This window comes from Alkalibacillus aidingensis (assembly GCF_014595945.1).
Lineage (GTDB): Bacteria > Bacillota > Bacilli > Bacillales > Alkalibacillaceae > Alkalibacillus > Alkalibacillus aidingensis.
In genome coordinates, this window is the sequence record NZ_JABXWU010000010.1 from 1 (window position 1) to 22,727 (window position 22,727).

22 protein-coding genes and 1 pseudogene are annotated in these 22,727 nt (G+C 35.9%); 15 read left to right on the plus strand and 8 right to left on the minus strand.

Annotated elements, in window-relative coordinates:
- Positions 1–267: 267 nt before the first annotated feature.
- Positions 268–561: a hypothetical protein gene (locus tag HWQ49_RS12045; protein WP_188207875.1), complete on the minus strand. Its 294-nt coding sequence runs from the start codon at positions 559–561 to the stop codon at positions 268–270.
- Positions 562–1,131: 570 nt separating this feature from the next.
- Here HWQ49_RS12045 and HWQ49_RS12050 point away from each other — a divergent pair.
- On the plus strand, positions 1,132–2,652 hold the full coding sequence (locus HWQ49_RS12050; protein ID WP_188207876.1) for a hypothetical protein: 1,521 nt from the start codon (positions 1,132–1,134) through the stop codon (positions 2,650–2,652).
- 321 nt (positions 2,653–2,973) lie between these two features.
- Here the strand turns inward: HWQ49_RS12050 and HWQ49_RS12055 are convergent.
- Positions 2,974–3,173 (minus strand): annotated as a pseudogene (locus tag HWQ49_RS12055) (IS256-like element ISBsu2 family transposase); the annotation flags it as partial.
- Positions 3,174–3,738: 565 nt separating this feature from the next.
- Between HWQ49_RS12055 and HWQ49_RS12060 the strand changes: the two are divergent.
- The gene (locus HWQ49_RS12060; RefSeq protein WP_188207877.1) at positions 3,739–4,734 is read left to right on the plus strand and encodes a virulence RhuM family protein; all 996 of its coding nucleotides are present in this window, start codon (positions 3,739–3,741) and stop codon (positions 4,732–4,734) included.
- Positions 4,735–4,905: 171 nt separating this feature from the next.
- On the opposite strand, the gene HWQ49_RS12065 is transcribed toward HWQ49_RS12060, so the two are convergent.
- The 3 genes from HWQ49_RS12065 to HWQ49_RS12075 form a co-directional block, all read right to left on the minus strand.
- A protein-coding gene (locus HWQ49_RS12065; protein ID WP_188207878.1) for an IS3 family transposase occupies positions 4,906–6,068 on the minus strand; the annotation gives its coding sequence in 2 pieces (ribosomal slippage) (positions 4,906–5,789 and positions 5,789–6,068; 1,164 coding nt in all).
- 155 nt (positions 6,069–6,223) lie between these two features.
- Positions 6,224–6,376 (minus strand): small acid-soluble spore protein P, encoded by a 153-nt coding sequence (locus HWQ49_RS12070; protein WP_188207879.1) that lies wholly within the window; start codon positions 6,374–6,376, stop codon positions 6,224–6,226.
- A 202-nt stretch (positions 6,377–6,578) separates the two neighbouring features.
- A complete protein-coding gene (locus HWQ49_RS12075) occupies positions 6,579–7,235 on the minus strand; it encodes a hypothetical protein (protein ID WP_188207880.1) in 657 nt (218 codons plus the stop codon).
- Between the two features lie 458 nt (positions 7,236–7,693).
- Here HWQ49_RS12075 and HWQ49_RS12080 point away from each other — a divergent pair, with 458 nt between their 5' ends.
- The 8 genes from HWQ49_RS12080 to HWQ49_RS12110 all read left to right on the plus strand — a co-directional run bounded on the left by HWQ49_RS12080 (position 7,694) and on the right by HWQ49_RS12110 (position 14,715).
- Positions 7,694–8,650, plus strand: a complete 957-nt coding sequence (locus HWQ49_RS12080; RefSeq protein ID WP_188207881.1) for a PAS domain S-box protein — start codon at positions 7,694–7,696, stop codon at positions 8,648–8,650.
- 339 nt (positions 8,651–8,989) lie between these two features.
- Entirely contained in the window at positions 8,990–9,685 is a 696-nt protein-coding gene (locus HWQ49_RS12085) for a Na-translocating system protein MpsC family protein (protein WP_188207882.1), read from the plus strand.
- Positions 9,686–9,822: 137 nt separating this feature from the next.
- Positions 9,823–10,116 (plus strand): Na-translocating system protein MpsC family protein, encoded by a 294-nt coding sequence (locus HWQ49_RS14710; RefSeq protein WP_317450932.1) that lies wholly within the window; start codon positions 9,823–9,825, stop codon positions 10,114–10,116.
- 12 nt (positions 10,117–10,128) lie between these two features.
- Positions 10,129–10,506, plus strand: coding sequence for a Na-translocating system protein MpsC family protein (locus HWQ49_RS14715; RefSeq protein ID WP_223155166.1), 378 nt, complete (start codon positions 10,129–10,131; stop codon positions 10,504–10,506).
- 273 nt (positions 10,507–10,779) lie between these two features.
- Positions 10,780–12,297: a malate:quinone oxidoreductase gene (locus HWQ49_RS12095; protein WP_188207883.1), complete on the plus strand. Its 1,518-nt coding sequence runs from the start codon at positions 10,780–10,782 to the stop codon at positions 12,295–12,297.
- Between the two features lie 173 nt (positions 12,298–12,470).
- On the plus strand, positions 12,471–13,220 hold the full coding sequence (locus tag HWQ49_RS12100) for a methionine ABC transporter ATP-binding protein (protein ID WP_188207884.1): 750 nt from the start codon (positions 12,471–12,473) through the stop codon (positions 13,218–13,220).
- Entirely contained in the window at positions 13,213–13,875 is a 663-nt protein-coding gene (locus HWQ49_RS12105; protein ID WP_188207885.1) for a methionine ABC transporter permease, read from the plus strand. The genes HWQ49_RS12100 and HWQ49_RS12105 overlap by 8 nt, the downstream gene beginning before the upstream one ends.
- Before the next feature lie 12 nt (positions 13,876–13,887).
- A complete protein-coding gene (locus HWQ49_RS12110; protein WP_188207886.1) occupies positions 13,888–14,715 on the plus strand; it encodes a MetQ/NlpA family ABC transporter substrate-binding protein in 828 nt (275 codons plus the stop codon).
- 496 nt (positions 14,716–15,211) lie between these two features.
- Here HWQ49_RS12110 and HWQ49_RS12115 read toward each other — a convergent pair whose 3' ends face one another.
- Positions 15,212–16,123, minus strand: coding sequence for a nuclease-related domain-containing protein (locus tag HWQ49_RS12115; protein WP_188207887.1), 912 nt, complete (start codon positions 16,121–16,123; stop codon positions 15,212–15,214).
- Between the two features lie 218 nt (positions 16,124–16,341).
- On the opposite strand from HWQ49_RS12115, the gene HWQ49_RS12120 reads away from it, so the two are divergent.
- Positions 16,342–16,554 carry a hypothetical protein gene (locus HWQ49_RS12120; protein ID WP_188207888.1) on the plus strand — a complete coding sequence of 71 codons (213 nt, stop codon included), beginning with the start codon at positions 16,342–16,344 and terminating at the stop codon, positions 16,552–16,554.
- A 39-nt stretch (positions 16,555–16,593) separates the two neighbouring features.
- On the opposite strand, the gene HWQ49_RS12125 is transcribed toward HWQ49_RS12120, so the two are convergent.
- Positions 16,594–17,460: an FtsZ/tubulin family protein gene (locus HWQ49_RS12125; RefSeq protein WP_188207889.1), complete on the minus strand. Its 867-nt coding sequence runs from the start codon at positions 17,458–17,460 to the stop codon at positions 16,594–16,596.
- 145 nt (positions 17,461–17,605) lie between these two features.
- The gene (locus HWQ49_RS12130) at positions 17,606–18,061 is read right to left on the minus strand and encodes a MarR family winged helix-turn-helix transcriptional regulator (protein WP_188207890.1); all 456 of its coding nucleotides are present in this window, start codon (positions 18,059–18,061) and stop codon (positions 17,606–17,608) included.
- A 109-nt stretch (positions 18,062–18,170) separates the two neighbouring features.
- Between HWQ49_RS12130 and HWQ49_RS12135 the strand changes: the two genes are divergently transcribed.
- From HWQ49_RS12135 to HWQ49_RS12150, 4 genes are all read left to right on the plus strand, one after another.
- Positions 18,171–19,103 (plus strand): ATP-binding cassette domain-containing protein, encoded by a 933-nt coding sequence (locus HWQ49_RS12135; protein WP_188207891.1) that lies wholly within the window; start codon positions 18,171–18,173, stop codon positions 19,101–19,103.
- Between the two features lie 12 nt (positions 19,104–19,115).
- Positions 19,116–19,943: an ABC transporter permease gene (locus HWQ49_RS12140; RefSeq protein WP_188207892.1), complete on the plus strand. Its 828-nt coding sequence runs from the start codon at positions 19,116–19,118 to the stop codon at positions 19,941–19,943.
- 154 nt (positions 19,944–20,097) lie between these two features.
- Complete coding sequence (locus HWQ49_RS12145) at positions 20,098–20,727, plus strand: response regulator (RefSeq protein ID WP_188207893.1); 630 nt, start codon at positions 20,098–20,100, stop codon at positions 20,725–20,727.
- Between the two features lie 627 nt (positions 20,728–21,354).
- Entirely contained in the window at positions 21,355–22,563 is a 1,209-nt protein-coding gene (locus HWQ49_RS12150) for a D-alanyl-D-alanine carboxypeptidase family protein (protein WP_223155167.1), read from the plus strand.
- Positions 22,564–22,727: the final 164 nt, after the last annotated feature.

Genomic DNA, 22,727 nt, shown 5'->3' on the forward strand with positions numbered 1-22,727 from the left:
TTCGGATGATCATTTTTTGATCATCCGAACCTTTTTATTCGTAGAAACTAGTTTTGTCCCAGCCTCTTTTTTGCCTCTTAAACCATCACGCTGAACCGTATCATCGTTAATGGTAAAGACCAAGGAAAAAGCATGTCGACGATCTGGAAAAAGAAACGCATTACTCAGGGGCCGAATTAACTGCGTTAGTGCTAAGTTTAGAATTAAGGCCACATTGCATATGTCGTAATTTCACTACCTAGTTCCATTTAGTTGTTACCAATATTATTAAGTAATGATAAAAAAACTGTACAATTGAGAGAATACAAAGTTTATAATGACCCATACCCAGCGTTTCCTCCCTAAACCGAATGCTGCGGCTATTATTCCTAAAATGGGCATAAATCCTATTAAACCAGCCCATGTGCTAATTTCGAATCCAGAGTGTTCCATAGTGAGAAGAACGCCTAATGTAACCAAAAAAGTTGCTAATATAGACTGAGCAATAATAATTGAAACTTTTCGATCCTTTTTAAAGAGTCCACACTGCTTTAGCAGTTTGAATATAATAATCTTTTTCATTAGCTGTTTTTCTGAGCAAAAATAAATGCATTAACTAAGCGTAGCGGCTCTTTTCGTTTTGGAAGAGAGCCAACTAATAAACCCGATTCATCTAATATCCCATCCTACTGGAATTGTTTTTCAAAATCTCTCATTGTTGATTCAATTTCTATTCGATTTTTATCTTTGTTAATTTTTTTCAGCAACTGGTTAGTAGTCATTTTTAAGTACTTTAGTGTTATATCATAGAAAAATTTTCGCAAGTACTATCCCCTCCCAAGTTAATATTTAACATATCAATACAATAGTTTATTTAGCGTGGTTCCAGACCTTAGAAAGCATCAAGCACCAATGATGAAGTCACAATTAACGACTTCATCATTGGTGCGATCATGTGAATATCTAAATAGATAAGGTAACTATAAATTTATGGTTAATAGTTTATTGATCTTTATACAACAATATTTCTGATAGTTGATAATTTTTAATCATTTATGACTAAAAATTCCCTAAATATGTTATTATTATGGAAAAGATATGAAAGAGAAGGTCCGTTTTGATAGGATTCTATGATAAGGAGAGGGTAAATTCATGCATTTACAAGATGTATTACCGTTGATGTCGAAGATGTATTTGTCAAGGACAGTGGATAGTTTTTTAAAAGATGTGAAGTTAAACAATGAAGAGGAAATGCGGGACATTATAATTAAGAATATTGATGAGTTTAAGAATGCTGAAAGAGTCAAGCTAAACTTGGACTTTAGGGAAGCGAATCGTGATATTACATTAATGAATCGATTTATCTTGAAATGTTTACTTGGAAGCGAAGGTTACATTCTTTCAGAAAAAGAGATGCATGAGAATGTTTTGGAACTTGAAAGGCAGATACTAGAGGATAGTCAGGATGATTATTTTGTTGAGAATAAGATTGATGAGACGGCTTTCCGAGTGTATAGTGCAGTCTTAGATACGGCTTGGAGTAAAGGAGAAGCCTTAACATCTGATGAAATAAATATTTTATATACGCTTCGTGAAGTCCTTGAGCTGACAACAAGAGAGCATTACATAATGGAAAGTAGAATCGGTAGATTTCCTCAAAAGGGTAACAAACTACATAACTCAAAACATGTGGATCGATCTCTTAAGGATCTTCAACTTAGAGGAATATTATTGCGGTTCAAAACGGATGATGTTTATTACGTCATACCTCATGATATTGTTAGAGAAGTAAGGTATGAGATGGGAGAAGAGCTTCGTACGGCAACTTATATTGAGTTATTGAACTCATTAAATCTAAAACAGATAAGGACAATCTTATCTACACTCAATATAAATATGAGTGGTAACAAAGATGAGTTAGTAGATAAGATCGTGAAATATAATATATTACCTTCAAAAGCGCTCTCTCATTTAAATACTTCAGATTTAACACAGTTGCTACGTTCACTAGATGGATCTAATGTGAGCGGAACAAAGGATACTAAGATACAGAATATAATAGATTATTATGAAAACGTGACGACAACTGAAGACTCAGACCCTACAGATGAACGTTCTATTTATTATGATTATTTTGATGATCTAGCTTCGCGTAACTATAAAGCTTTACGGGCTAATAAAGTAATCGAGAAGGATAACCAGGTTGAGAAATATTTTGAGGAAGCCACGCGATACCTTTTTGAGAAGAAACTTAAAATGCAATTAGAGAACATGAAAGGAAGTAAGCACGCTGACGGTAAAATTAAGATTAGTTCTAATGTTAGTTTATTATGGGACAACAAAAGTGTAGAAAAGCCTTACACTTTCCCAGAAGAACACCTTGAACAATTTTTAGGGTATATTAGATCAGAACCTACACGAGTTTCGATATTCTTGATAGTAACCAGTGACTTTACTCAAGAAGCAGTTCATCAGGCGCAAAAACTTAAAGCATTTTCAGAAGATGATACGGATGTTGCTATAATTACAGCTGAAAACTTAAAATATGTAAGTGATGTGTGGGAAGAGTATTCGGGTAAAAAGGATCCAGAATTTAGCCATCAAGTACTGAACTTAACAGGAGGGCTTAATAGAAGTTTACTTACTAGTCGAATGGAGTGGGCTTTGAAGTAGTGTTCAAGAACTTCTCAATTAAAGTTCTTTGGGTTTGTTAAATAAAGTGTGTAAGTAAGAAATGCGTACGGTTTCTTACTCGCACAGTTTTTTTATTTGGTAGAATATAAGTTTAAAACACCAATAAAGCCGCTCCAATAATTGCAATTATAAATTTATTCATTTTTACTACTCCTCATTTTCTAAATGATGAAATTAATTCCTATGAAATAGTTACCTTAAGGTTAAAAAAGGAAATAAGTGAAGTCAAGTTAGTTTCAAATATCAATCAATTTATCCATAAAAAAGTAGCACCTAAAATTAATAAGATAGGTGCTACTCACTCTTTATTGGTTTTGGACCAATTTCATTAGAATCATACCCTAAATGGTGATTCATCTCACCTTTTAACATCGACTCAAACATGGGACCAAAGATGTTCTTTAACGCATTTTGCATGTTTTCCACTGACTCTGGTTGATACTGTTCAATAATCTTTTAGCTAATTCTACGGAGTTAAGATCTCTTTTCAATTTCCCCAATAAACACTCCTTTAAAGTATGCCTGTGGTGGTTTCTGCAAATGAGTATTGGGAGAAGTCTTTGAACATGAACTGAACTCCCATGAAGAGTCATATGCTGTGACGAAAGTTGAATCTTATTCGATGATTGCAGGTGAAGCCAATGAATCGCCATCAATCTTTAAGAACCCGATCACTTGGGTAGGATTGTTAATCTTAATTGGTTAAAGCGGTAGTTTATTATGGCGTTATAAACGCTTGCATCATTAGTGTTAACCGTCCCTTACGGCCGAGATCCAAAATACAATAGCTTGGTTTAATAATAAAAAAAACGTTGATTACAATTTAACAGATGACAAATTCTATTATTAATGAATGTGAACCATTCATACATTGAGCATGGACGAAAAAGGGTGTTAACCGTTATTATTATCAAATATTAACCATTAAGATTGAAAGGCCTATTGTTACTAGTCCCCTTTGAACAGTCAAACGTTTGAAGGTTTTTTTATAGTCAATAAAAGAACAAGTGTTCTAAAAAGTGATATAATAATGGAAAATAGGAGATAAAAGGAGTGAGAGGTTTAATGCAAAATGATACAAATATCCTAATTTACCAAACAGAAGAAGGAAATACAAAAATAGATGTAAGATTAGAAGGTGAAACAGTTTGGATGACTCAAAAGGCAATAGCAGATCTTTATCAAACATCACCACAAAATATCACATTACACATAAAAAATATTTATGAAGAGTGCGAATTAAAAGAAGAATCAACTTGTAAGTATTTCTTACAAGTTCAAAATGAAGGTTCAAGAGAGATAAAAAGAAAAGCAAAACATTACAACCTCGAGATGATTATTGCTATAGGTTATCGAGTTCGATCCCATCGAGGGACACAATTCCGCCAGTGGGCGACCGATCGTTTGAATGAGTATTTGGTCAAAGGCTTTACAATGGATGATGAACGTTTAAAAGAAATGCGTAATTTTGGTCAAGACTATTTCGATGAACTCCTTGAACGAATTCGAGATATCCGTGCTTCTGAGAAGAGGTTTTATCAAAAAATCACTGATATTTATGCTACATCTGTTGATTATGATCCTAGAGCAGAAATTACACAGGAATTCTTTGCAATTGTTCAAAATAAACTTCATTTTGCTATACATGGTCAAACGGCGGCCGAATTGATCGCAAATAGAGCTAGTGCTGAAGAGGAAAATATGGGTTTGACTTCTTGGAAAGAAGATAAAGTTCGTAAGCCGGATGTTACAGTCGCAAAAAATTACTTAACTGAAAAAGAGATAAAGTCATTAAATCGAATTGTAACAATGTATTTGGATTATGCAGAAGACCAAGCGGAGAGGCAAAGACCAATGTACATGAAAGACTGGGTTATTAAACTAAATGCATTTCTTCAGTTTAATGAAAGAGATCTTCTTGAAAACGCTGGAAAAGTATCGAAGGTCGTGGCTGATCAAATTGCCATTGAGCAATATGAAAAATATAACCAAAACCGCCTAGAACAACATAAAAAAGACGATTTTGATGAATTTGTTCAAAAAAATCAGTTGAAGAAATAACTACAGAGCATATAGAAGAATATATATGAATTACCAGGAAATTTTACTGAGCCATAGCACAAGAAAATAATGATCCATTTAAGTGGTTAACCTCGACATGACCGAATCCCAAAAATAAACCCCGTATTACCATAATGAACTGACCCGAGGAAATGGGACAAGAAAAAACACCTATGCTGCCACGGTCCTGTATTCAACAGGACTGTGGCAATTTAATTTTGAAAAAGGTCGTATATAATTGTAATAATACATGTAATTTATTACTTTTTCTATTACAATAGTAGTTGTTAGGGTCGCTCTTAATTGAGCGACGAATTCTTCTGACTTTAGCGAGGAATGGAAGGATTCAATGACGGCATTATCAAAGCAATTGCCTTTGCGGGACATGCTTGTGGTAATGCCGTTTTCTTTTGCTAGTGCCTGAAAGGCATAGGATGTATATTGTGCTCCTTGATCACTGTGTAAGATGACTTCATGATTCTCCCTTCCGTTACAAGCCTCACGTAGCGTATCCAAAACAAAATCCACCTGTTGCGAGTCACTAATTTTGTAAGCAATAACTTCGTTATTATACAAATCCATAATAGTGGATAAATACAACATTTTTGGCCCGTAAGGTAAGTATGTTATATCTGTCACCCATTTTTGATTCGGTTTCTCAGCTTTAAAATCTTGTTTTAATAAGTTAGGAACTATAATTTTACTTTCTCCTGCAATATATTTTTGTCGCTTTACTTTTACACGACACTGGATTTCGTATTTTTGCATCACTTTTTGAACTGTCTTGCGGTTCTTCTTAATCTGATAATCTTTCCATAAAATCTCTCTAACTTTTCGGTGCCCCACTCGATGTGAAAGTTGTTTACAGGTATTAATGATAAGTTGATGAAAATCTGGGATTTGTTGATTTACCCTTCTTTTCCATCGATAATATGTCGAGCGAGGGATTTCAAAACACTCGCATATTTCTTTCGTCGTAAACCGATCTTTAAAAGCTTCAACAACTTCTACAAAAATTTCTGGTACCACTTCCTTTCGATTTCTTGGTACTTTCCCATTAGCTCATCCCGCATTTCATAATAAGTGACCTTTCTTTTTAATTGCGCTAGTTCACTATCATCCTCAGGACCTTTACCGAAGGTATATTGTTTTCCAATCGGTTGAGCCAATCTGTGATTCTCACCATTACGATGCCATCTCATCCAGGTTTTGATTTGGCTTTTACTCTTTATTCCATACCTTTCCATAATCTCACGATTAGTCCACTCACCAGTTAGCTTCAAACGAATTACTTCTTGTTTCACTTCTTCAGGATAAAATCGATTTTTACCCATAAAGAAAAACACCTCCTAAATTGTCGAATACTTTTACATACGACATAGGGGGTGTTTTTTCCTGTCTCATATTTTTGGGTCACTCTATAACGTGGTACGGGGGTTATATACTGCAATGTAAGCCTTCCAGTTTGGATTAGTCTTTTTTCTAAACTCTACATATCATGATGCGTATTTTGTTTTTGCCGTGAATGATTTCGTTGTTTTACTTTGTGTGAGCCTTGCATGGGTTTGCCATATGGCTGTTGCGGACTCTTTGGTAAGTTTGGTTCTTCCTGCTGTTTTGGCCCTTTTGGTTTTCCACTCATTTTCTATCTCCTCCTTGCTGATTTACGTATAGCTTTCGACAAGGGGAAGAAATCTATACTTTGGAAAGCTTAAAAGGCATCAAATATTGAAGGACCTTATTTTCATGATGCACAGGACGTACAAATGTAGGTGTTAACATATGCTTAAAAACTCCTCAATCAACCCAATCCTATCATGGGCTTGTAAGTATTAATGGTATAATCACCAAATCCTTATCATATAGCCATGTTGAGTTTGTTCCCCGATTCTCTCCACATCAATTTGCTGACTTTGTTGGTTGTAATTATACCTCAACCATCCAACATAAAGACCGTCTTGTGCGGCAACTTGTTCTTCCCACAAGCCTACGCCACTAATCCATTCACCTGTAACATCACCTGGTGGTTGGCCTGGTTGGGGATAACTTGATCCCATAGCTGCTATTACTGTACAGCCAGAAATGGCAGCTAGTTCTTGTGGAAAATAACTCGCCGCAACTCTACATCCAGTCAGAATAATTTCGCAGTCATGACAAAACTTTATTCTTCCTTGTTGAACTAATGAGTTAAGGTCCTGGATGTACCTAGCATGATCGGAATCGATTGGTAACCTGTATGAATAAAATCCTGCATGGTCGATCCCACCTAATTTGACGCCACCTCGATTTCCATTGGGGCTGTATGGCCAAGCATGAGAGAAGATATAAATTTTTTCTAAACAGTCTTTTCCTTGATTGGTAGCTTGCTCAAGTGCTTTAAATATGTCTTTTCCACTACTCCACTGCTTTGTGTTCTCTTTACCTACTGCTCGCTCTCCCCAGGCTAAAAAAGCACCTTCATCCTCTCCAGTGGCGGCAAGGGCTAGATTTCTTTTATTCATATAAACACTCCTTTTCAAGGTATGACTATGCAATAAAAAGGAGTTTTATGTCATTCGCATATCGGAGCCAGGTTATTTATTCACATTTTCTGTAATTGCGTAAATAGTTTTAAATTCTTTTCCAATTTTCTTGAGTAGCATTATCGCAGTGGACAGTAGCAGGTGGGTGTCGATGGCCATATCTCACCTTGAATAGCAAAGCTTAGGAAAATACTTGACGAAAAACCTAAAAACTTGTCAAATTATTCAACAAACGGTATGATTAATCTTGGATAAAGGGATTTATGCCCATATCTAATGACTAGTGACAGCTGACTGAAAATAATTTAATAAACTGGCAATAAGGTCTTTAAGTAAGTTATTGCTTAAGTAATAGTAGCCAAAGTAAGAGTAGAGTTGAGAAAACGACTACGTCTTATTTTGGCTTTTTTAGGCTAATTGGAGAGGAAAATGAAACAATGAATCATGAAAATTCAAAAGTTGCAAAAAATAAAAATGAACTTCTTGACGAATATATCCATTTGGGGGAGGAAGATCGGTTTACGTTAGTGCCTGAAAATGCCCCAGCTCTTATTGTTAACCTGAATGATGAAATTGCTTATGCCAATAAGTTCTGTCAACATATATCCGGTTATAAACCTGAAGAATTAGTTAAGACCCATGCTAATGAAATAATCGTAAATGAAAGTATTCCATTAAGTCATTTATCAAATGACTCTATTCAAATTATACAGGCAGAATTGCTCAAGAAGAATCGTGTAGAAACTATTGATGTGGAGCTTAATTCTATACCTATTTTCAAAGATGAAAGTATAATCGGTAGATATCTCATTATTAAAGGAGAACAAGATTATAGAAAGCACAAGCTTGTGGAAGAGATTGATGATGATACATACTATAACCGTTTAGTCGAATACTCACCTCATGGCATTATTGTATTGAAGGGTGATATTATTAAACAAATCAACTTGTTAGGTATGAATATGATAGAAGGTAGCAACAGAGAATCGGTGTTGGGTCGATCTATTTATTCTCTAATTTATGACGAAGACAAAGATACTCTTAGAAAAAAGGTAAATAAAGTTAAAAAAGGCTTTAATACCAAACCGACTAAACTAAAATTGAAAAAGCTGAATGGAGATATGGCTGAAGTAGAGGTACAAGTCTTACCAACTTTATATCAGAATAAAAAAATGATGCACTTGATCTTAAGGGATTTTACCAATGAAAACGAACATTTGGATTTATCACCACTAATTGCAACGGGGATGGCTCAAGAGTTAAACAAACCGATCATACGTATAAAAGGGTTTGTGGAACTTATAGATCAAGGTGTACATGATGAAGAATATTTAAAGGTCATCAAGGAAGACGTTAATTATATCCAAGAAGTGATCAAAGAGATATTAAGTTGAATTCAAACTCAAACTGTGTTAAAGTATTAAAGGCTAATGTCTTACTGTCATTGGTTTTTTAAACGACTGGAATTATAAAAACTAATACTTTTCAAATATAGTATGGTAAATGGATGGAAACTATTAACTATTAGATGTCTGTCCATGGCCTAACTTCTTTTTGTAGAAGTTAGGCCTTTTTTTATTTTGGCTCGGTTAACAGAATCCATTGTTGATCTGTCTGATTAAAAAGTGTGTAATATTTAAAATTTGAGGGTAAGTCAGCAGTAGAAAAATTAGAATCAACGATATGTTTTAACAGCGCCTTAATAATGTTTATGAAAGGGGAAGAGGATAAAAATGATAACGGAAAAAAACATAGACCAAGAAGACCTCCTAATGCTTAACACGACATTGAGTAAACTGTTAAAGCGCTGGTTTGGTAAAGGACCGGAAAATTGTTTTACATCATTTCATGAGAATAAGTTAATAATCAATGTGAATAATTTTACGACCCCAGCTGAAGGGACTTTAATTGAAAACGATAAGTGTCAATTAGCTTACGAATTTCGCTGTGGTGTCATGGATGTTGTGAAAAATCAGTTCACAGATACACTTAATCAGTCTTTTGGGCTGAAATTTAATTATTTTCATAGTGATTGGAATTTCAGCGATAATTCAGCCCTCTTATTATTTCAAAATGAACATTCTAATTGGGACGATGACCGTATAGGTACTAAGTTGAAAACGGAATTGACCCATCAAATCGAATGTGTTGGTAAGGACATGCATCAAACACCGGCAAAAACTCAGGTGGTGAAAATTAATCCAAAAATGTTTGCCGTAAAGTGTGATGGAGTCATGGTTCAGGTCGAAAAACAATTATATGCTCAAGGACACATAAAGATCCTGCAACAAAGATCGTTCGAGATCCGTGATGCTTATCAAGATCAATATAAAGTGTTTGAAAGTGTCTTTGGAAAAGCAATTGAAAACATTTATATGATCTGGGATTACCGTAATGATCAAAGTTATATTTTCTTCTGTACAAAATAGGACCTACTAAAAATCCAAAATAGGCAGAGGACCATGTTAATCTTTGCCATTTTGGATTTAATTATATTGTTTAATAAGCATATTTAACTAAAAAATCGCACCTTAATACTAAGACCTCGTTATTAGGAGGGGTGGTTGTGAATAATGATAAATTAAATGAAATTAGCAGCTATATGAGTAAATTGTTAAGAAAGAGCTTCGGTAGAGGACCTAAATCGTGTCAGGCTGTTATGTCTGATCAGTTTTTAGTGATTTATGTTCGTGGTTTCATTTCACCAATGGAAGAGGTTCTAATGGAACAAGGTCAAGAGGTTCAAGTGGAAAAAGCAAGATCAGCAGTGATTAACCATTTGATTGATGAATTGACAGGGGTTATACAAGTTTCCTTAGGGATAGAGCTAGAAGAACCATATGATGATTGGAATTTCTAAAGCAACTCTGGAATGATTACTTTTAGAATTAAAAACCAATTGCCTAGTGAGAATGATGATTTACCTATTAATCCGTCTTTATTAGAAGGTGAAGTCGCGAGGGTTAGTGAATTAGTTCAAAAAGTACCCGGTAAGATTCACGTCTATAAGCTGTCTACATCTATCTATATAGTAGAAAGGATCGGGATCTTAATTCCAATTGAGAAAGCTCTGATTAAGAAGAGGTTTAAAAAAGAATTGTTAATAACGAAGGATACGTTAGAAAAAAGCTATTTTCATCGTTATGGAAGGTTTAATGAGATATTTAATAGCGAAATTAAGGACATTTTTATTGACTGGTTTATTGATGAGGATAAGTCGTTGATGGTATTTATTTTAGATAAGAAGTAATCTGTTTATTTTTATTTTATGACTGTTTCCAATCCACTCTCAAACTACATACCAAGAAGGGGTTCTTACACACAACTTACCCACCCGTTGGCTATTTCCCCCCTAATTTTTACCTGGTAAACAAGCCTGCCTATCTATTAGTAAATTATTTTAATCTATTAGTTTTAGTGATAAACTATAAATAGATAATAATGTAGAATTATATGTAATATTGTCGAGTTATTTTACAGATAAAGATTACATTAATCTACCAAAGGGAGTATGAGAGTTAAAATGAGTAATGAACATACTAAATCAGACGTTATACTAATTGGTGCTGGAATTATGAGTGCGACGTTAGGATCATTGCTGAAAGAATTAGCTCCAAACTGGAATATTAAAGTCTTTGAAAAGTTAGATCGTGCAGGAGAAGAAAGTTCTAATGAATGGAACAATGCTGGTACGGGACATGCGGCACTGTGCGAATTAAACTACACCAAAGAACAATCAGATGGATCCATAGATATTAGTAAAGCGATAGATATTAATGAACAATTTCAAGTTTCTAAACAATATTGGTCTTACCTTGTCAATCAAAAGCTTATTGATCGCCCACAAGAGTTTATCATGCCTTTACCACATATGAGCCTAGTGCAGGGTAAAGAAAATGTAGAATTTTTAAAAAGACGATTTGATGCGATGTCTAACAATCCACTATTTAATGGTATGGAGTTTTCGGACAATCCTGAACAGTTAAAGGAATGGATTCCATTAATTATGGAGGATCGCGAATCAGGTGAATCAATCGCAGCTACTAAAATTGACTCTGGTACGGATGTTAATTTTGGAGCATTAACTCGTAAGCTGTTTGATCATTTAGAAGACCAAGACGTAGAAGTTAACTATAAACATAGTGTTGGTGATTTATATCAAAATAGTGATGGTTCATGGGATTTAAAAATAAACAACTTAGAAACAGGCGCGGTTGAGCGGCATAACGCTAAGTTCGTTTTTATCGGTGCTGGGGGAGGAAGTCTTCATCTCCTTCAAAAGTCAGGCATTCCTGAAGGTAATAACATTGGAGGCTTCCCAGTTAGTGGACTGTTCATGGTGTGTAAAAATCCAGAAGTTGTTGAAAAGCATCAAGCTAAGGTTTATGGTAAAGCACCAGTAGGGGCACCACCAATGTCAGTCCCACACTTAGACACAAGATATATCGGTAACGAAAAGTCGTTGTTGTTTGGACCGTTTGCGGGTTTTTCCCCTAAGTTTTTGAAAACAGGTTCCATGTTTGATTTAATTACATCTGTTAAGCCTAACAACGTCCTTACGATGTTATCTGCTGGTATGAAGGAAATGCCACTAACTAAGTATTTAATTGGCCAGGTGATGTCATCAAAAGAAAAACGTATGGAAACGTTGCGAGAGTTTATTCCGAATGCAAAGAGTGAAGATTGGGAACTAGTTGTAGCCGGACAACGTGTACAAGTCATTAAGGATACTGAAGAAGGTGGAAGAGGAACACTTCAATTTGGAACTGAGGTTGTTAGTGGTTCTGATGGTTCGATTGCTGCACTACTAGGTGCATCACCAGGTGCATCGACTGCTGTTTCAGTTATGCTTGAAGTACTTGAACGATGCTTCCCAGCGCAAATAAAAGAGTGGGAACCAAAGATTAAAGAAATGATTCCTTCTTATGGAAAATCATTAATGGACCATACGGAAATGATTCCAGAAATTCATCGTTATACAGAGAAAGCTCTTGGATTAGCCGATCAAGAAGCTAAAGACGAAGTAGCTGCAACGACATAAATGAAGGTAATTTGTTTAAAGAGGCTAGGATTGAACGAAGCAGTCCTAGCCTCTTTTTATGGGGATAGGTAGAGCTCTATGAGGCGATTTATCTATCAAATGACAACTCTATCATATTCAGTTATAATAAATAGGTTGTAATCACCTTTCAAGCAGTAGAAAGGGGTTTTTTTGTGATTCATTTACAAAATGTAAGTAAACGTTTTGGAGACTTCCAAGCGATTAAATCGGTTTCTATTGACATAGATCAAGGCGAAGTATTTGGGATCATCGGAGCAAGTGGAGCAGGGAAATCAACGTTATTACGGTTGATTAATCTGTTAGAGATGCCAGATCAAGGTAAGGTGCATGTTGGAGGTCAAGATTTAACTAAGTTAACTAGCAAAAAACTTAGACAAGCAAGGCAATCTATTGCGATGATTTTTCAACACTATAACCTTTTAGGAAATAAAACTGTATATGACAATGTAGCCGTTCCATTAGAATTAGCTAAAATCTCAAAACAAGAACGACAAAATAGAGTCTTGGAAAGTTTGCAATTCGTGGGGTTAGCTCATTTAAAAGACCAGTACCCAGCTCAATTAAGTGGGGGTCAAAAGCAACGTGTAGCGATCGCACGAGCTTTGGCAATTCAGCCACAAGTGTTATTATGTGATGAGCCGACTTCTTCACTCGACCCCAACACGACCGCTGAAATTTTAAATGTGTTAAAAAGTATTAATGAAAGACTAGGCGTGACGATTGTGGTTGTTAGTCATGAAATGGAAGTCATTAAAAGTATCTGTCGCCGTGTTTCGGTTATGTCAGATGGTGAAGTTTTTGATACGGTAACTATCGAACCAACAGGAATTCGAACAATCGACCATAGTGCTAAAGGGTTTGTGGAGCGATTGACTAAGGATGGTGACTCAAACCATGCCTGATGTTTTAATGCAATATCAAGCTGAGATATGGCAAGCAATTGGGGAAACGTTTATCATGGTAGGGTTCTCAATTTTAGCGGCGATTTTAGTCGGCTTGCCTGTTGGGACATTTTTATTTTTATGTAGAAAAGATCAACTGTTAGAAAATCAACTTGTTTTTTCATCGTTGAACCTTTTAGTTAATATCATCAGGTCCTTTCCATTTCTACTGTTAGTGATATTTTTGATTCCATTTACGAGATTTATTATTGGAACGGCTTTTGGTACAGCTGCGGCGACTGTCCCACTAACCATTATCGCTATTGCTCATTATTCTAGATTGGTTGAGCAATCCTTGTTAGACATCCCTAAAGGTGTCTTGGAAGCGGCTGTTTCAATGGGTGCTTCTATCAAGAATATTATTTTTAAATTTTTGTTTGTAGAAGCACGTTCGGGCTTGGTGCTGGGTCTTACGACATCAACAATAAGCTTTATCTCATATTCGACAATTATGGGAGTCGTTGGAGGTGGGGGCATTGGAGACTTTGCGATCCGCTATGGTTACCAGCAATTCAGAACCGATTTAATGATGTATATGATTGTAATCATGGTGATTCTAGTGCAGTTTATTCAATTTACCGGAATTACCATCGCAACAAAGATAGACAAAAGATAGGAGAGTCATAACATGAAGAAGTTACTAGTTTTACTCACGTTATCACTATTAGTTTTAGCTGCTTGTGGTGATAACGATGATACGAATGAAAATGAGGAAGCACAAGAGCCAGAACAAGAAGAAGTAACCTTAGAAGTTGCTTCATTAATTCCGCCAATGACTGAAATTCTAGAGCTTGTTGAGCCTCAATTAGCTGAAGAGGGCATTAATCTAGAAATCGTCGTGCTAAGTGATAACATTCAGCCTAATGAAGCATTAGCAGAAGAGGAAGTGGATGCAAACTTCTTCCAACATGTTCCTTATATGGAGGAGTACAACCGTAATAACGATGCAAGTTTAGAAGCGGTTACGCCGATTTACTTTGCTAACTATGGCGTTTATTCAAAAGAGTATGATGCTATGGATGAAATTCCAGAAGGTGCTGACATCGCCATTGCAAACGACATTTCAAACATCGATCGTTCGTTAGCGCTACTAGCACAGCATGATGTCATTACGTTACAAGAAAAAGAAGGCCCATATTATACTCAAGCAGATATTATAGAAAATCCAAAAGATTACAATTTCAAAGAAGTCGATCTACTTATGCTAGCTAGGACCTATGACGATGCTGAAGCAGTCGTGATGACACCAGCTTATGCAGAGCCGTTAGATCTCACACCTAAAAGTGATGCACTTCTAACTGAAGGAATCGAAAACGAATTTGCGATCACTCTTGTTGCCCGTGAAGATAACGTCGACTCAGAGCCAATACAAAAGTTAGCAGAAGCTATGACAAGTGAAGACGTACGCGACTTTTTAGAAGAGAACTATGATGAAACATCCATTCCAGCATTTTAATATCGTTGAAACAGGACTATCTCTATTGTGGGGTAGTCCTTTTATTTTTTGGCTTATGGATGAGTGGTGGTGAGGGGCGCACATCGTCGGTGACGAGATTGATCGAGTAGGGTTGGCTCTCAAGGCCAAAAGAGTTGATGGAGTGGAGAGAAATGTCCGATAGAGCAGTTCTCGAGGCCAAAAGAGTTGATCATTTGGAGAGAAATGTCCGATAGAGCAGCTCTCGAGGCCAAAAGAGTTGGTCATTTGGAGGGAAATGTCCGATAGAGCAGTTCTTAAGGCCAAAAGAGTTGATCATTTGGAGAGAAATGTCCGATAGAGCAGCTCTCGAGGCCAAAAGAGTTGATGGAGTGGAGAGAAATGTCCGATAGAGCAGCTCTCAAGGCCAAAAGAGTTGGTCGAATGGAGAGAAATGTCCGATAGCCCCACTCTCAAGACCAAAAGTGTCAATCGTCAGAGGTAAAAGTCCGGTATACTCACTAATTTATCCAGTATTTTATTTTGCTTGATAGTAAGCCCAACGATTTGTTCCAACTTTTACCAGGTGTTGATCTAAAACTCTCCTTACTCTTTTTTCGGAATCAATAACCTGACACCAGTCATGAATAATACTTGTCGTAATCCTCATGTTGGGGAACAGAAGCATTAACTCTTCGGTAGAACGGATAATAGCGGTTGAGGCAAATTCAGCATGTGTGCATTTACTGCATATACACCTTCGTCCTTCTACATAAACCTCAAAACTCCCACAACAAGGGCACTTCATCCCTTTTCTTAGTTGATTATATTCGTAATCTGGAATATTTTTAACAGGTGACTCTGTGATATGGAGAGAGATTAATTTGTCTGCTAATCGTTTATGGTAATTATTCAATGTTGTTGAGGACGAGTCGAGTTCAGTTAAGTGACGTTTAACTTGGGTTGGGAATATCAAAGGTTGATTAAGAGGTGCTTGATATAATGTGAAAGTGGGATTGATAAAAACGACGGAGGCATCGATGTTGTTTTTAAAGCCCTGTTGAAGGAGTAAATGTTGAAACAAAGATTGACTACATGCTATCTGGTGAAGAGGATTAGTGATCTCATAGCGAGGTTTTTTAAAGAACTGATCAGAATCGTAATAATAATCTCCTTCTAAATTCTTAATTTCATACAGGTAAATGGATGTTGGCTTGATGATGAGAGAATCAATTTGGAAGGTGGTGTTATTGGATTTAAAAAGAAGGTCGTTTAAGATGAGGCAGTCAGATTGAAGCTTCGCTGTAAATGAATCGAAAAGTACTTCGCCTTCATATCCTCTTTTCAACTTCCTAAAATAATGCTTGTCCTTAGTGGATAAATCCATTCGGTCGTGGAGTGATTCAAGAATTTTAAGTTCGGTAGGTTTACTTCGTGGCTTATATAGCATAGCTCACATCCTTTAACAATTTAACTGTTATTATACTAAATAATCAAAATTAATTGAAGGTATCCATCTTGTATTACAGGAATTTTCTAAAAAGCTGGTAGACAGACCCAAACGAGCTTTATCCCCCCACCAATCTCCCTCCAAAAAGCCTTCACACTATCTCTAACTAGCTTCTATGCTTTATAATATGACCAAATAAATACAAGGGGCGTTATACGATGTTTGATGTCTTAAAACCAGGGAGTCAATTAGGCAAAGTTGGTTTAACTCTCTTAATAATAGGGGTCGTAGGCTTTGTCATACTTGAGGTATATTACACGCTTTATCTGCAGGAAAATCAAATGGTTAGTTTATTTTTCTGGGGAGCAGGATTTGTGGGTAGTGTGATGTATATTGTTGATCTGATTAAAAATCGAAAGCTTAAGGAATAGGTACCACGGTGAAATCCAAGACAATGAGTCATACATAACTCACTGTCTTGGTTCATTTTTAAGAAGCTGTAACCGTCTTTTACCCTTTTCGATCAGTCTTTGCCATTTAAAATAGAGTTCCTTATATTTAGAGAGCTCTTTATAGTTATCGGGAACGTCAACTGGATCCTCTATGCCATTGACGACTAAAGTGATTTTAAAGCGTTCGCCTGGTTCGTCAATAAAGTAGGACCCAATTTTAAAGGGTTCAGCTTTTGAAAATAGATCATGGAGACGTAAATTAAGCTGACGAAACATCTCCATATTCACACCTCTTGTATAGCCGATATTAATGATTAACTGCTTTCCGTCAATAAAATCTTCTGGTAAATAGGGTGCAGAGATTAAATATTTTAATGGAATATCAAAGGAATCCCCTTCAACTGTATGTAAAAATAAGGCTCCTTTATTTTTACGGATAAATGCCTCAATATCATGGAAATCAATATTTATATCACCACTATTCTCCAAAAGTTGTGTTAGGGAGTGTATGGCTTCCTCTTCAATGGCATCAAAAGTTGAGTTAGCTTCATGAAGAGGCGTTTCATCATCAATTAACTCCATTAATGCATCACTTTGGAAGTAGATAACTGCATCACAAAGTTCTTTCACCCTGAGATATTGTATGGCTGCTGTTTGTAATCGCTTCTTCCCTTCAAAACGAAATGGGAAGCGGAAAATTCCGATTACAAGAGGTTTCTTGTCTTTTAAAGCACGTAAATTTTCAATCAATCCTTCTGTTTCACTTGGATTCCCACCTATGAATCTAAAGAAATACAAATAGTCTTGTAAGGGATTTGGTGAGAATTGCTTGTCCGATCGTAAATCACCTTGGTTAACATGGTAAATTTTTGCGGGTGTATCCATTCTCTCCTCTCCTTAATAACACTTTTCACCATTATAAGAAACACTAGCTAAGTAACTTGTCAAAAGCTGTTACAAAAAAGAACTTATTTTGTAGGATGATGAAACATCCTCACAAATGATGGAATTTTAAATTATAAGAGGAAAATCATTCATCTTTTATTTTAGATAGTAGCTCTCCTAGAGTAGATAAGGATTCTTGAAGTTTTAATTGTTCTTCGGTATTCAACTCTGATAAACGTTCTTTCACCCTTAGTTGCAGAAACTGTTTCTGGTCTTCCAAAAAGGTTTTGCCTTCCTCTGATAATTCGATGTACGTTTTGCGACGATCTTGTTCACTCTTCATTTGAGTAATGAGTTTTTTCTTTGATAGTTTTTGAATCAATGGGGTTAAATTGGATTTTTTAACCGCTAATTTTTCAGCGATATCACCCATACTAAGAGAATGATGGCACTCTATAATATAAAGGATATGGAAGTGAGTTGGATGAAGGTCATGATTAGATAAGCTTTGTGGGTTTCCGAATAACTTTTTAGGCATAAATGGGATGACAAAAAGAATCTGATTAACGAGTTCATTAGTTTGATTTTCAGGCTGTGTCATGTAATTTCCTCCTAGGTGTTCGATAGTGTTTTGACAAACGACTTCATAAAGCAGATAATGTTAAATAGTTATTGAATCATAACTAATCGTAGGAGTGGGTGTTAGTACTTTGAGTTCTATTATATCAGTTAAAGATCTTACCAAAACATATAAAAAAGTTGATGCAGTTAAAGGGATTAATTTTGAAGTAGAAGAAGGGGAAATATTCGGCTTTTTAGGTCCTAATGGGGCTGGGAAAAGCACGACGATAAATATGATTTGTACGATGTTGAAGCCGACTTCTGGCAGTATTGTCATTAATGGGTACGATGTGAAGAAGTCAAAAGATAAAGTTCGGGGTAGTATTGGCATTATATTTCAGGAAAATACACTTGATGAAAAGTTGACGGCATATGAAAATTTAATGTTACATTGTCGCTTTTATCAAGTGCCAAAATCAGAGCGTGATGAACGAATACAAGAGGTGTTAGAAATAGTCGACCTTATAGATGAGCAAAAGCAGCGTGTAGAAACTTTTTCTGGGGGAATGAAGCGGCGCTTAGAAATTGCGAGAGGCCTATTACACTATCCACGGGTATTATTTTTGGATGAACCGACAGTAGGACTCGATCCCCAAACACGTGCCCATTTGTGGGAGTACATATTAAAACTCAAGGAGAAGAAGGGCATTACCATGTTCTTGACGACACATTATTTAGATGAAGCTGAAATTAGTGATCGTGTAGCCATTATGGATCAAGGTAACATCATTGCCATTGATTCACCGAAAGCTCTAAAGGACCAATTAGGTGGGGATATTATTGAGCTATCAACTGAGGATAATGATCAGGCGTTGAAAGAAATTAGTGAGAAAGTCAAGGAAGCGGAAGTTACTGTGAATGATGACATCATCCATTTGAAAGTAGCAAGTAGTGATGCCTTTATTTCGTCGTTTATTAAAACTTTGGATATTCCTATTACAAGTTTAAATATACGTAAACCAACATTAAATGATGTGTTTCTAGCCTTTACGGGAAGAAAGATCGGGCAGACATCAGAATAGGGGGAGAAAAACGTGGAAGGAATTATCGCCATTTGGCAACGAGACCTGATGAAATTTTTCCGAGATCGTGCTCGATTATTTGGTTCATTTACGATGCCGATCTTGTTCTTATTAATTTTTGGTGGTGGTATGAGTGGTACGATGGAAGCGATGATGACTGGGAGCATGCCAGGTGAAGCTGACAGATTTAATTATGTTGAGTTCGTCTTTCCGGGAATTGTCGCGATGACTCTGTTAATGACATCTGTTTTCTCGGCGATGTCAGTCATTGAAGATAAAGACTTTGGCTATATGAAGGAGATTCTAGTTTCACCAATTTCACGAGTTAGTATTGCTGTTGGTAAGATGCTTGGTGCTGCGTCTGTTGCAACTATTCAAGGTGTACTGCTTTTTATTCTTATCCCCTTATTAGGTTTATCCTATAATCTTAAGGCCTTGGTTCAAGTTATACCTTTTATGTTCTTATTAGCTTGTGCTTTATCGGGCTTAGGGTTATTGTTCGCTAGTTTAATTAGATCGACTCAAGGCTTTCAATTAACGGTACAAATACTGGTCATGCCAATGATCTTCTTATCAGGTGCCTTATTCCCGGTAAGCAATATGCCTGCATGGATGGATGTGATTGTGAAAATTAACCCAGTGACTTACGGAGTAGATATCATGAAAAAAGTTATGATTGATACAGAAAATTTGTCGGCTACTGTTCTAGATGCTATGGGGCTGAATATTACTTTGTTTGGTAGGCAAATCACGATTTTTGAAGAAATGTTGTTTATAATTATTTTCACGATCGTACTCGTCTTATTAGCAACAGTAAGTTTCAAGCGAGCAAACGCATAATTAAGTCTTTCCTTTAAAGTGTCAGGACTTGTGTAACCTGGTTTTTTATTAAAAATTTGTGAATAATGATCTTAAAAAAGTTTGCTCTCCTAAAAGTGGGTATCTATCCAATAAAATAAAATAGAGGTTAAAGCTTTGTTAAGGAGAGATTAATTTGAGTACGATCGCTTTAATTGAACCTAAGCATATTGTTAGAAATGCGTTAAAGAATCGACTTACAGATGAAGGGTATTACGTTTTTGACTTTGAATCGTTAGATAAATTGTTCTTACAACTAGATGTTTTAGTGCATGTTGACCTTATTTTGTTAACCCAATATGACTTAGCAAACTACAAAGATTATGTAAAAAGAATACAAAAACAGCGTACGATCCCGATTGTATTGTTATCAGATCACTTAAATAAAGAGGAAGTTAATGAGGCAATGGATTACGGAGTTATAGATTTTATATTACTTCCGATTGATTATGAAGATTTAGTAATGAGGGTATCGAAAATCCTACCCATTTCTTCTGTGACTCTTAAGGTAGACGACTTACTAGAAAATGAAATTGCCCGTGCTCAAAGAGGTGACTATTCCGTAAGTATTGTGGTGATCGAAGCTAAAGCTAATAATTCATTTTCTTATAACCAATCTTTAAAAATTATGAAGTGGTTAAAAGAAGAGTGTTCAGATGCTCTTCGCAAAACAGATATGGTAACAGAGTTCGGCGATAAGGTTCTAATCTTCTTGCCTATGACTTCCATTCAAGGGGTTCATACAGTGGTTAAGAAAAATAACTGATCATTTAACCACCAATCAAGGCGAATATTCATACAATGATTTGAAGGTTGGATACGCGTCTTTTCCTGATGAAACTAATAACCATGTGGATCTTCTGTCTACTGCTCATGGACGACTTAATTTGAAAACAGAAAGCCTAGTTTAACTTAAATATTGGCACTGACATAATAACAACTTATTCCATCATGAATAAGTTGTTATTTTTTTATTTACCGTTATATAATAAGATCGGAATACGAAATGTTTTTGTATATTAAATTCAGCATTATCTTTTATAAAAATATTGTGGAGTAAGTTAGATAGATAATAAATTCATATGACGTGGATTACTTTATGGGGTGATAGGCACTGATGATTGACGGAAAAGGCTTCGAGGGGTGGTGTAGCGTTAATTAGATCGCTTCTCATTGATGGTAAAAGCTACATGAGGTGGCAAAACGGTATTGAGACCGGTTCTCTCGTACATTTCACGCTTCAACAGGAGCAAAACGTCCTTGAGACCACTTCTATCCGACACTTTGCCTCATCCTATTGCTGATCATGTCCTTGAGCCCTTAATAAGCACCAGAAACCTATTATGAGTAGTACTACCTAAATGCAAGCTATAAAACATAAAGGAGAAACTGCATGAAAAGGGTAATAAAAAATAAAAGAAGAGATAGTTTTACCTGTTCCATGATCTTTATTTTGACACTGATGATTTTCGCACCAGTAAATACGAGTTTCGCGCATGAAACTGAAACTCATTTAAATCTAAATAGTGAAGCGGTTATTATGATAGACGGAACCACAGGGGAGCCTTTATATACTAAGAATGAAGATAGGACGATGTATCCGGCTAGTATTACGAAAATCGTAACAGGAATCATCGCGATTGAGGCAGGAAATCTCGATGAACTTGTCACAATTAGCGAGGAAGCTACTCAAGTAACGGGTACAAGTGTTTATTTACTTGAAGATGAAGAGATTACCCTCAAAAACTTAATTAAAGGAATGTTGATCAACTCGGGAAATGACGCCTCAACTGCCATTGCTGAACACTTTGCTGGGAGTGAAGAGGCTTTTGCTAAAAAGATGAATGAGTTTGTTACTAATACAGTTGGAGTGACTGACACTAATTTCGCTAATCCACATGGCCTTTATCACCCTGATCAGTATACGACTGCAGAGGACATGGCTAAGATCACCCAATATGCATTGGAAAATGAAACATTTCGAGAGATTGTTGCAATTAAGGAGTATGATTGGGTTGGAGAAGGTTGGGAAACAACTCTATATAATCATCATGATATGGTTAGGCAATATGATGAGGTATTTGGTGTTAAAAATGGTTATGTTAGCCAATCCGGTTATACATTAGTTACATCTGCGCTTGAGGAAAATCAAATCGAGCTGATCGCTGTTACGTTAAATGCCAGTACTGCCGATCAAGCATATGAAGATACGAAAGAGCTATTGGAATACGGTCTTTCAACTTATCAAACTAATGAAGTGGAAGAGGGAACTGTGTTTGAAGATGATCAACAAAACAGTTATGAGCTTGAAGAGACATTATATTTTACTAGTTTGATTGATGAAGAGTGGAGTAGTGATGTAGATAACGATGGTAATCTAATTGTACAAGCTGAAAACGGTGAAACACTTTATGAAAACAAACTCAACTTAAGTGAGGATGCCACTGTCCAAACGACTAGCACTGAAGAAGAAAAAGATTTACCTAAAGATGATGACGATGGTCATTCTATGTGGTGGTTATACCCTATTCCTATTGTTGGATTAGCTTTACTGGCCTTACGAATTTGGAGAAAAGGTATGTTTAGTAAAAGGATTTTCTAAAAATAAATTACCATAAAAGAGTCTGAGCGATAATTATAGGTCAATCAGACTCTTTATTTAATATTTCCACTTAGTAAAATTTCATATAGAATTAGAGTTACTAGATGAAACAAATCATAAGTTTTTATCTTGGCATCACTCTATGTTGTTTTAGTAGAATTTCA

Coding starts and splice junctions, on each gene's coding strand:
- HWQ49_RS12045 (WP_188207875.1), bottom strand. CDS start 561: ATGAAAAAGATTATTATATTCAAACTGCTAAAGCAGTGTGGACTCTTT.
- HWQ49_RS12050 (WP_188207876.1), top strand. CDS start 1,132: ATGCATTTACAAGATGTATTACCGTTGATGTCGAAGATGTATTTGTCA.
- HWQ49_RS12060 (WP_188207877.1), top strand. CDS start 3,739: ATGCAAAATGATACAAATATCCTAATTTACCAAACAGAAGAAGGAAAT.
- HWQ49_RS12070 (WP_188207879.1), bottom strand. CDS start 6,376: ATGAGTGGAAAACCAAAAGGGCCAAAACAGCAGGAAGAACCAAACTTA.
- HWQ49_RS12075 (WP_188207880.1), bottom strand. CDS start 7,235: ATGAATAAAAGAAATCTAGCCCTTGCCGCCACTGGAGAGGATGAAGGT.
- HWQ49_RS12080 (WP_188207881.1), top strand. CDS start 7,694: ATGAATCATGAAAATTCAAAAGTTGCAAAAAATAAAAATGAACTTCTT.
- HWQ49_RS12085 (WP_188207882.1), top strand. CDS start 8,990: ATGATAACGGAAAAAAACATAGACCAAGAAGACCTCCTAATGCTTAAC.
- HWQ49_RS14715 (WP_223155166.1), top strand. CDS start 10,129: ATGATTACTTTTAGAATTAAAAACCAATTGCCTAGTGAGAATGATGAT.
- HWQ49_RS12095 (WP_188207883.1), top strand. CDS start 10,780: ATGAGTAATGAACATACTAAATCAGACGTTATACTAATTGGTGCTGGA.
- HWQ49_RS12105 (WP_188207885.1), top strand. CDS start 13,213: ATGCCTGATGTTTTAATGCAATATCAAGCTGAGATATGGCAAGCAATT.
- HWQ49_RS12110 (WP_188207886.1), top strand. CDS start 13,888: ATGAAGAAGTTACTAGTTTTACTCACGTTATCACTATTAGTTTTAGCT.
- HWQ49_RS12115 (WP_188207887.1), bottom strand. CDS start 16,123: ATGCTATATAAGCCACGAAGTAAACCTACCGAACTTAAAATTCTTGAA.
- HWQ49_RS12120 (WP_188207888.1), top strand. CDS start 16,342: ATGTTTGATGTCTTAAAACCAGGGAGTCAATTAGGCAAAGTTGGTTTA.
- HWQ49_RS12125 (WP_188207889.1), bottom strand. CDS start 17,460: ATGGATACACCCGCAAAAATTTACCATGTTAACCAAGGTGATTTACGA.
- HWQ49_RS12130 (WP_188207890.1), bottom strand. CDS start 18,061: ATGACACAGCCTGAAAATCAAACTAATGAACTCGTTAATCAGATTCTT.
- HWQ49_RS12150 (WP_223155167.1), top strand. CDS start 21,355: ATGAAAAGGGTAATAAAAAATAAAAGAAGAGATAGTTTTACCTGTTCC.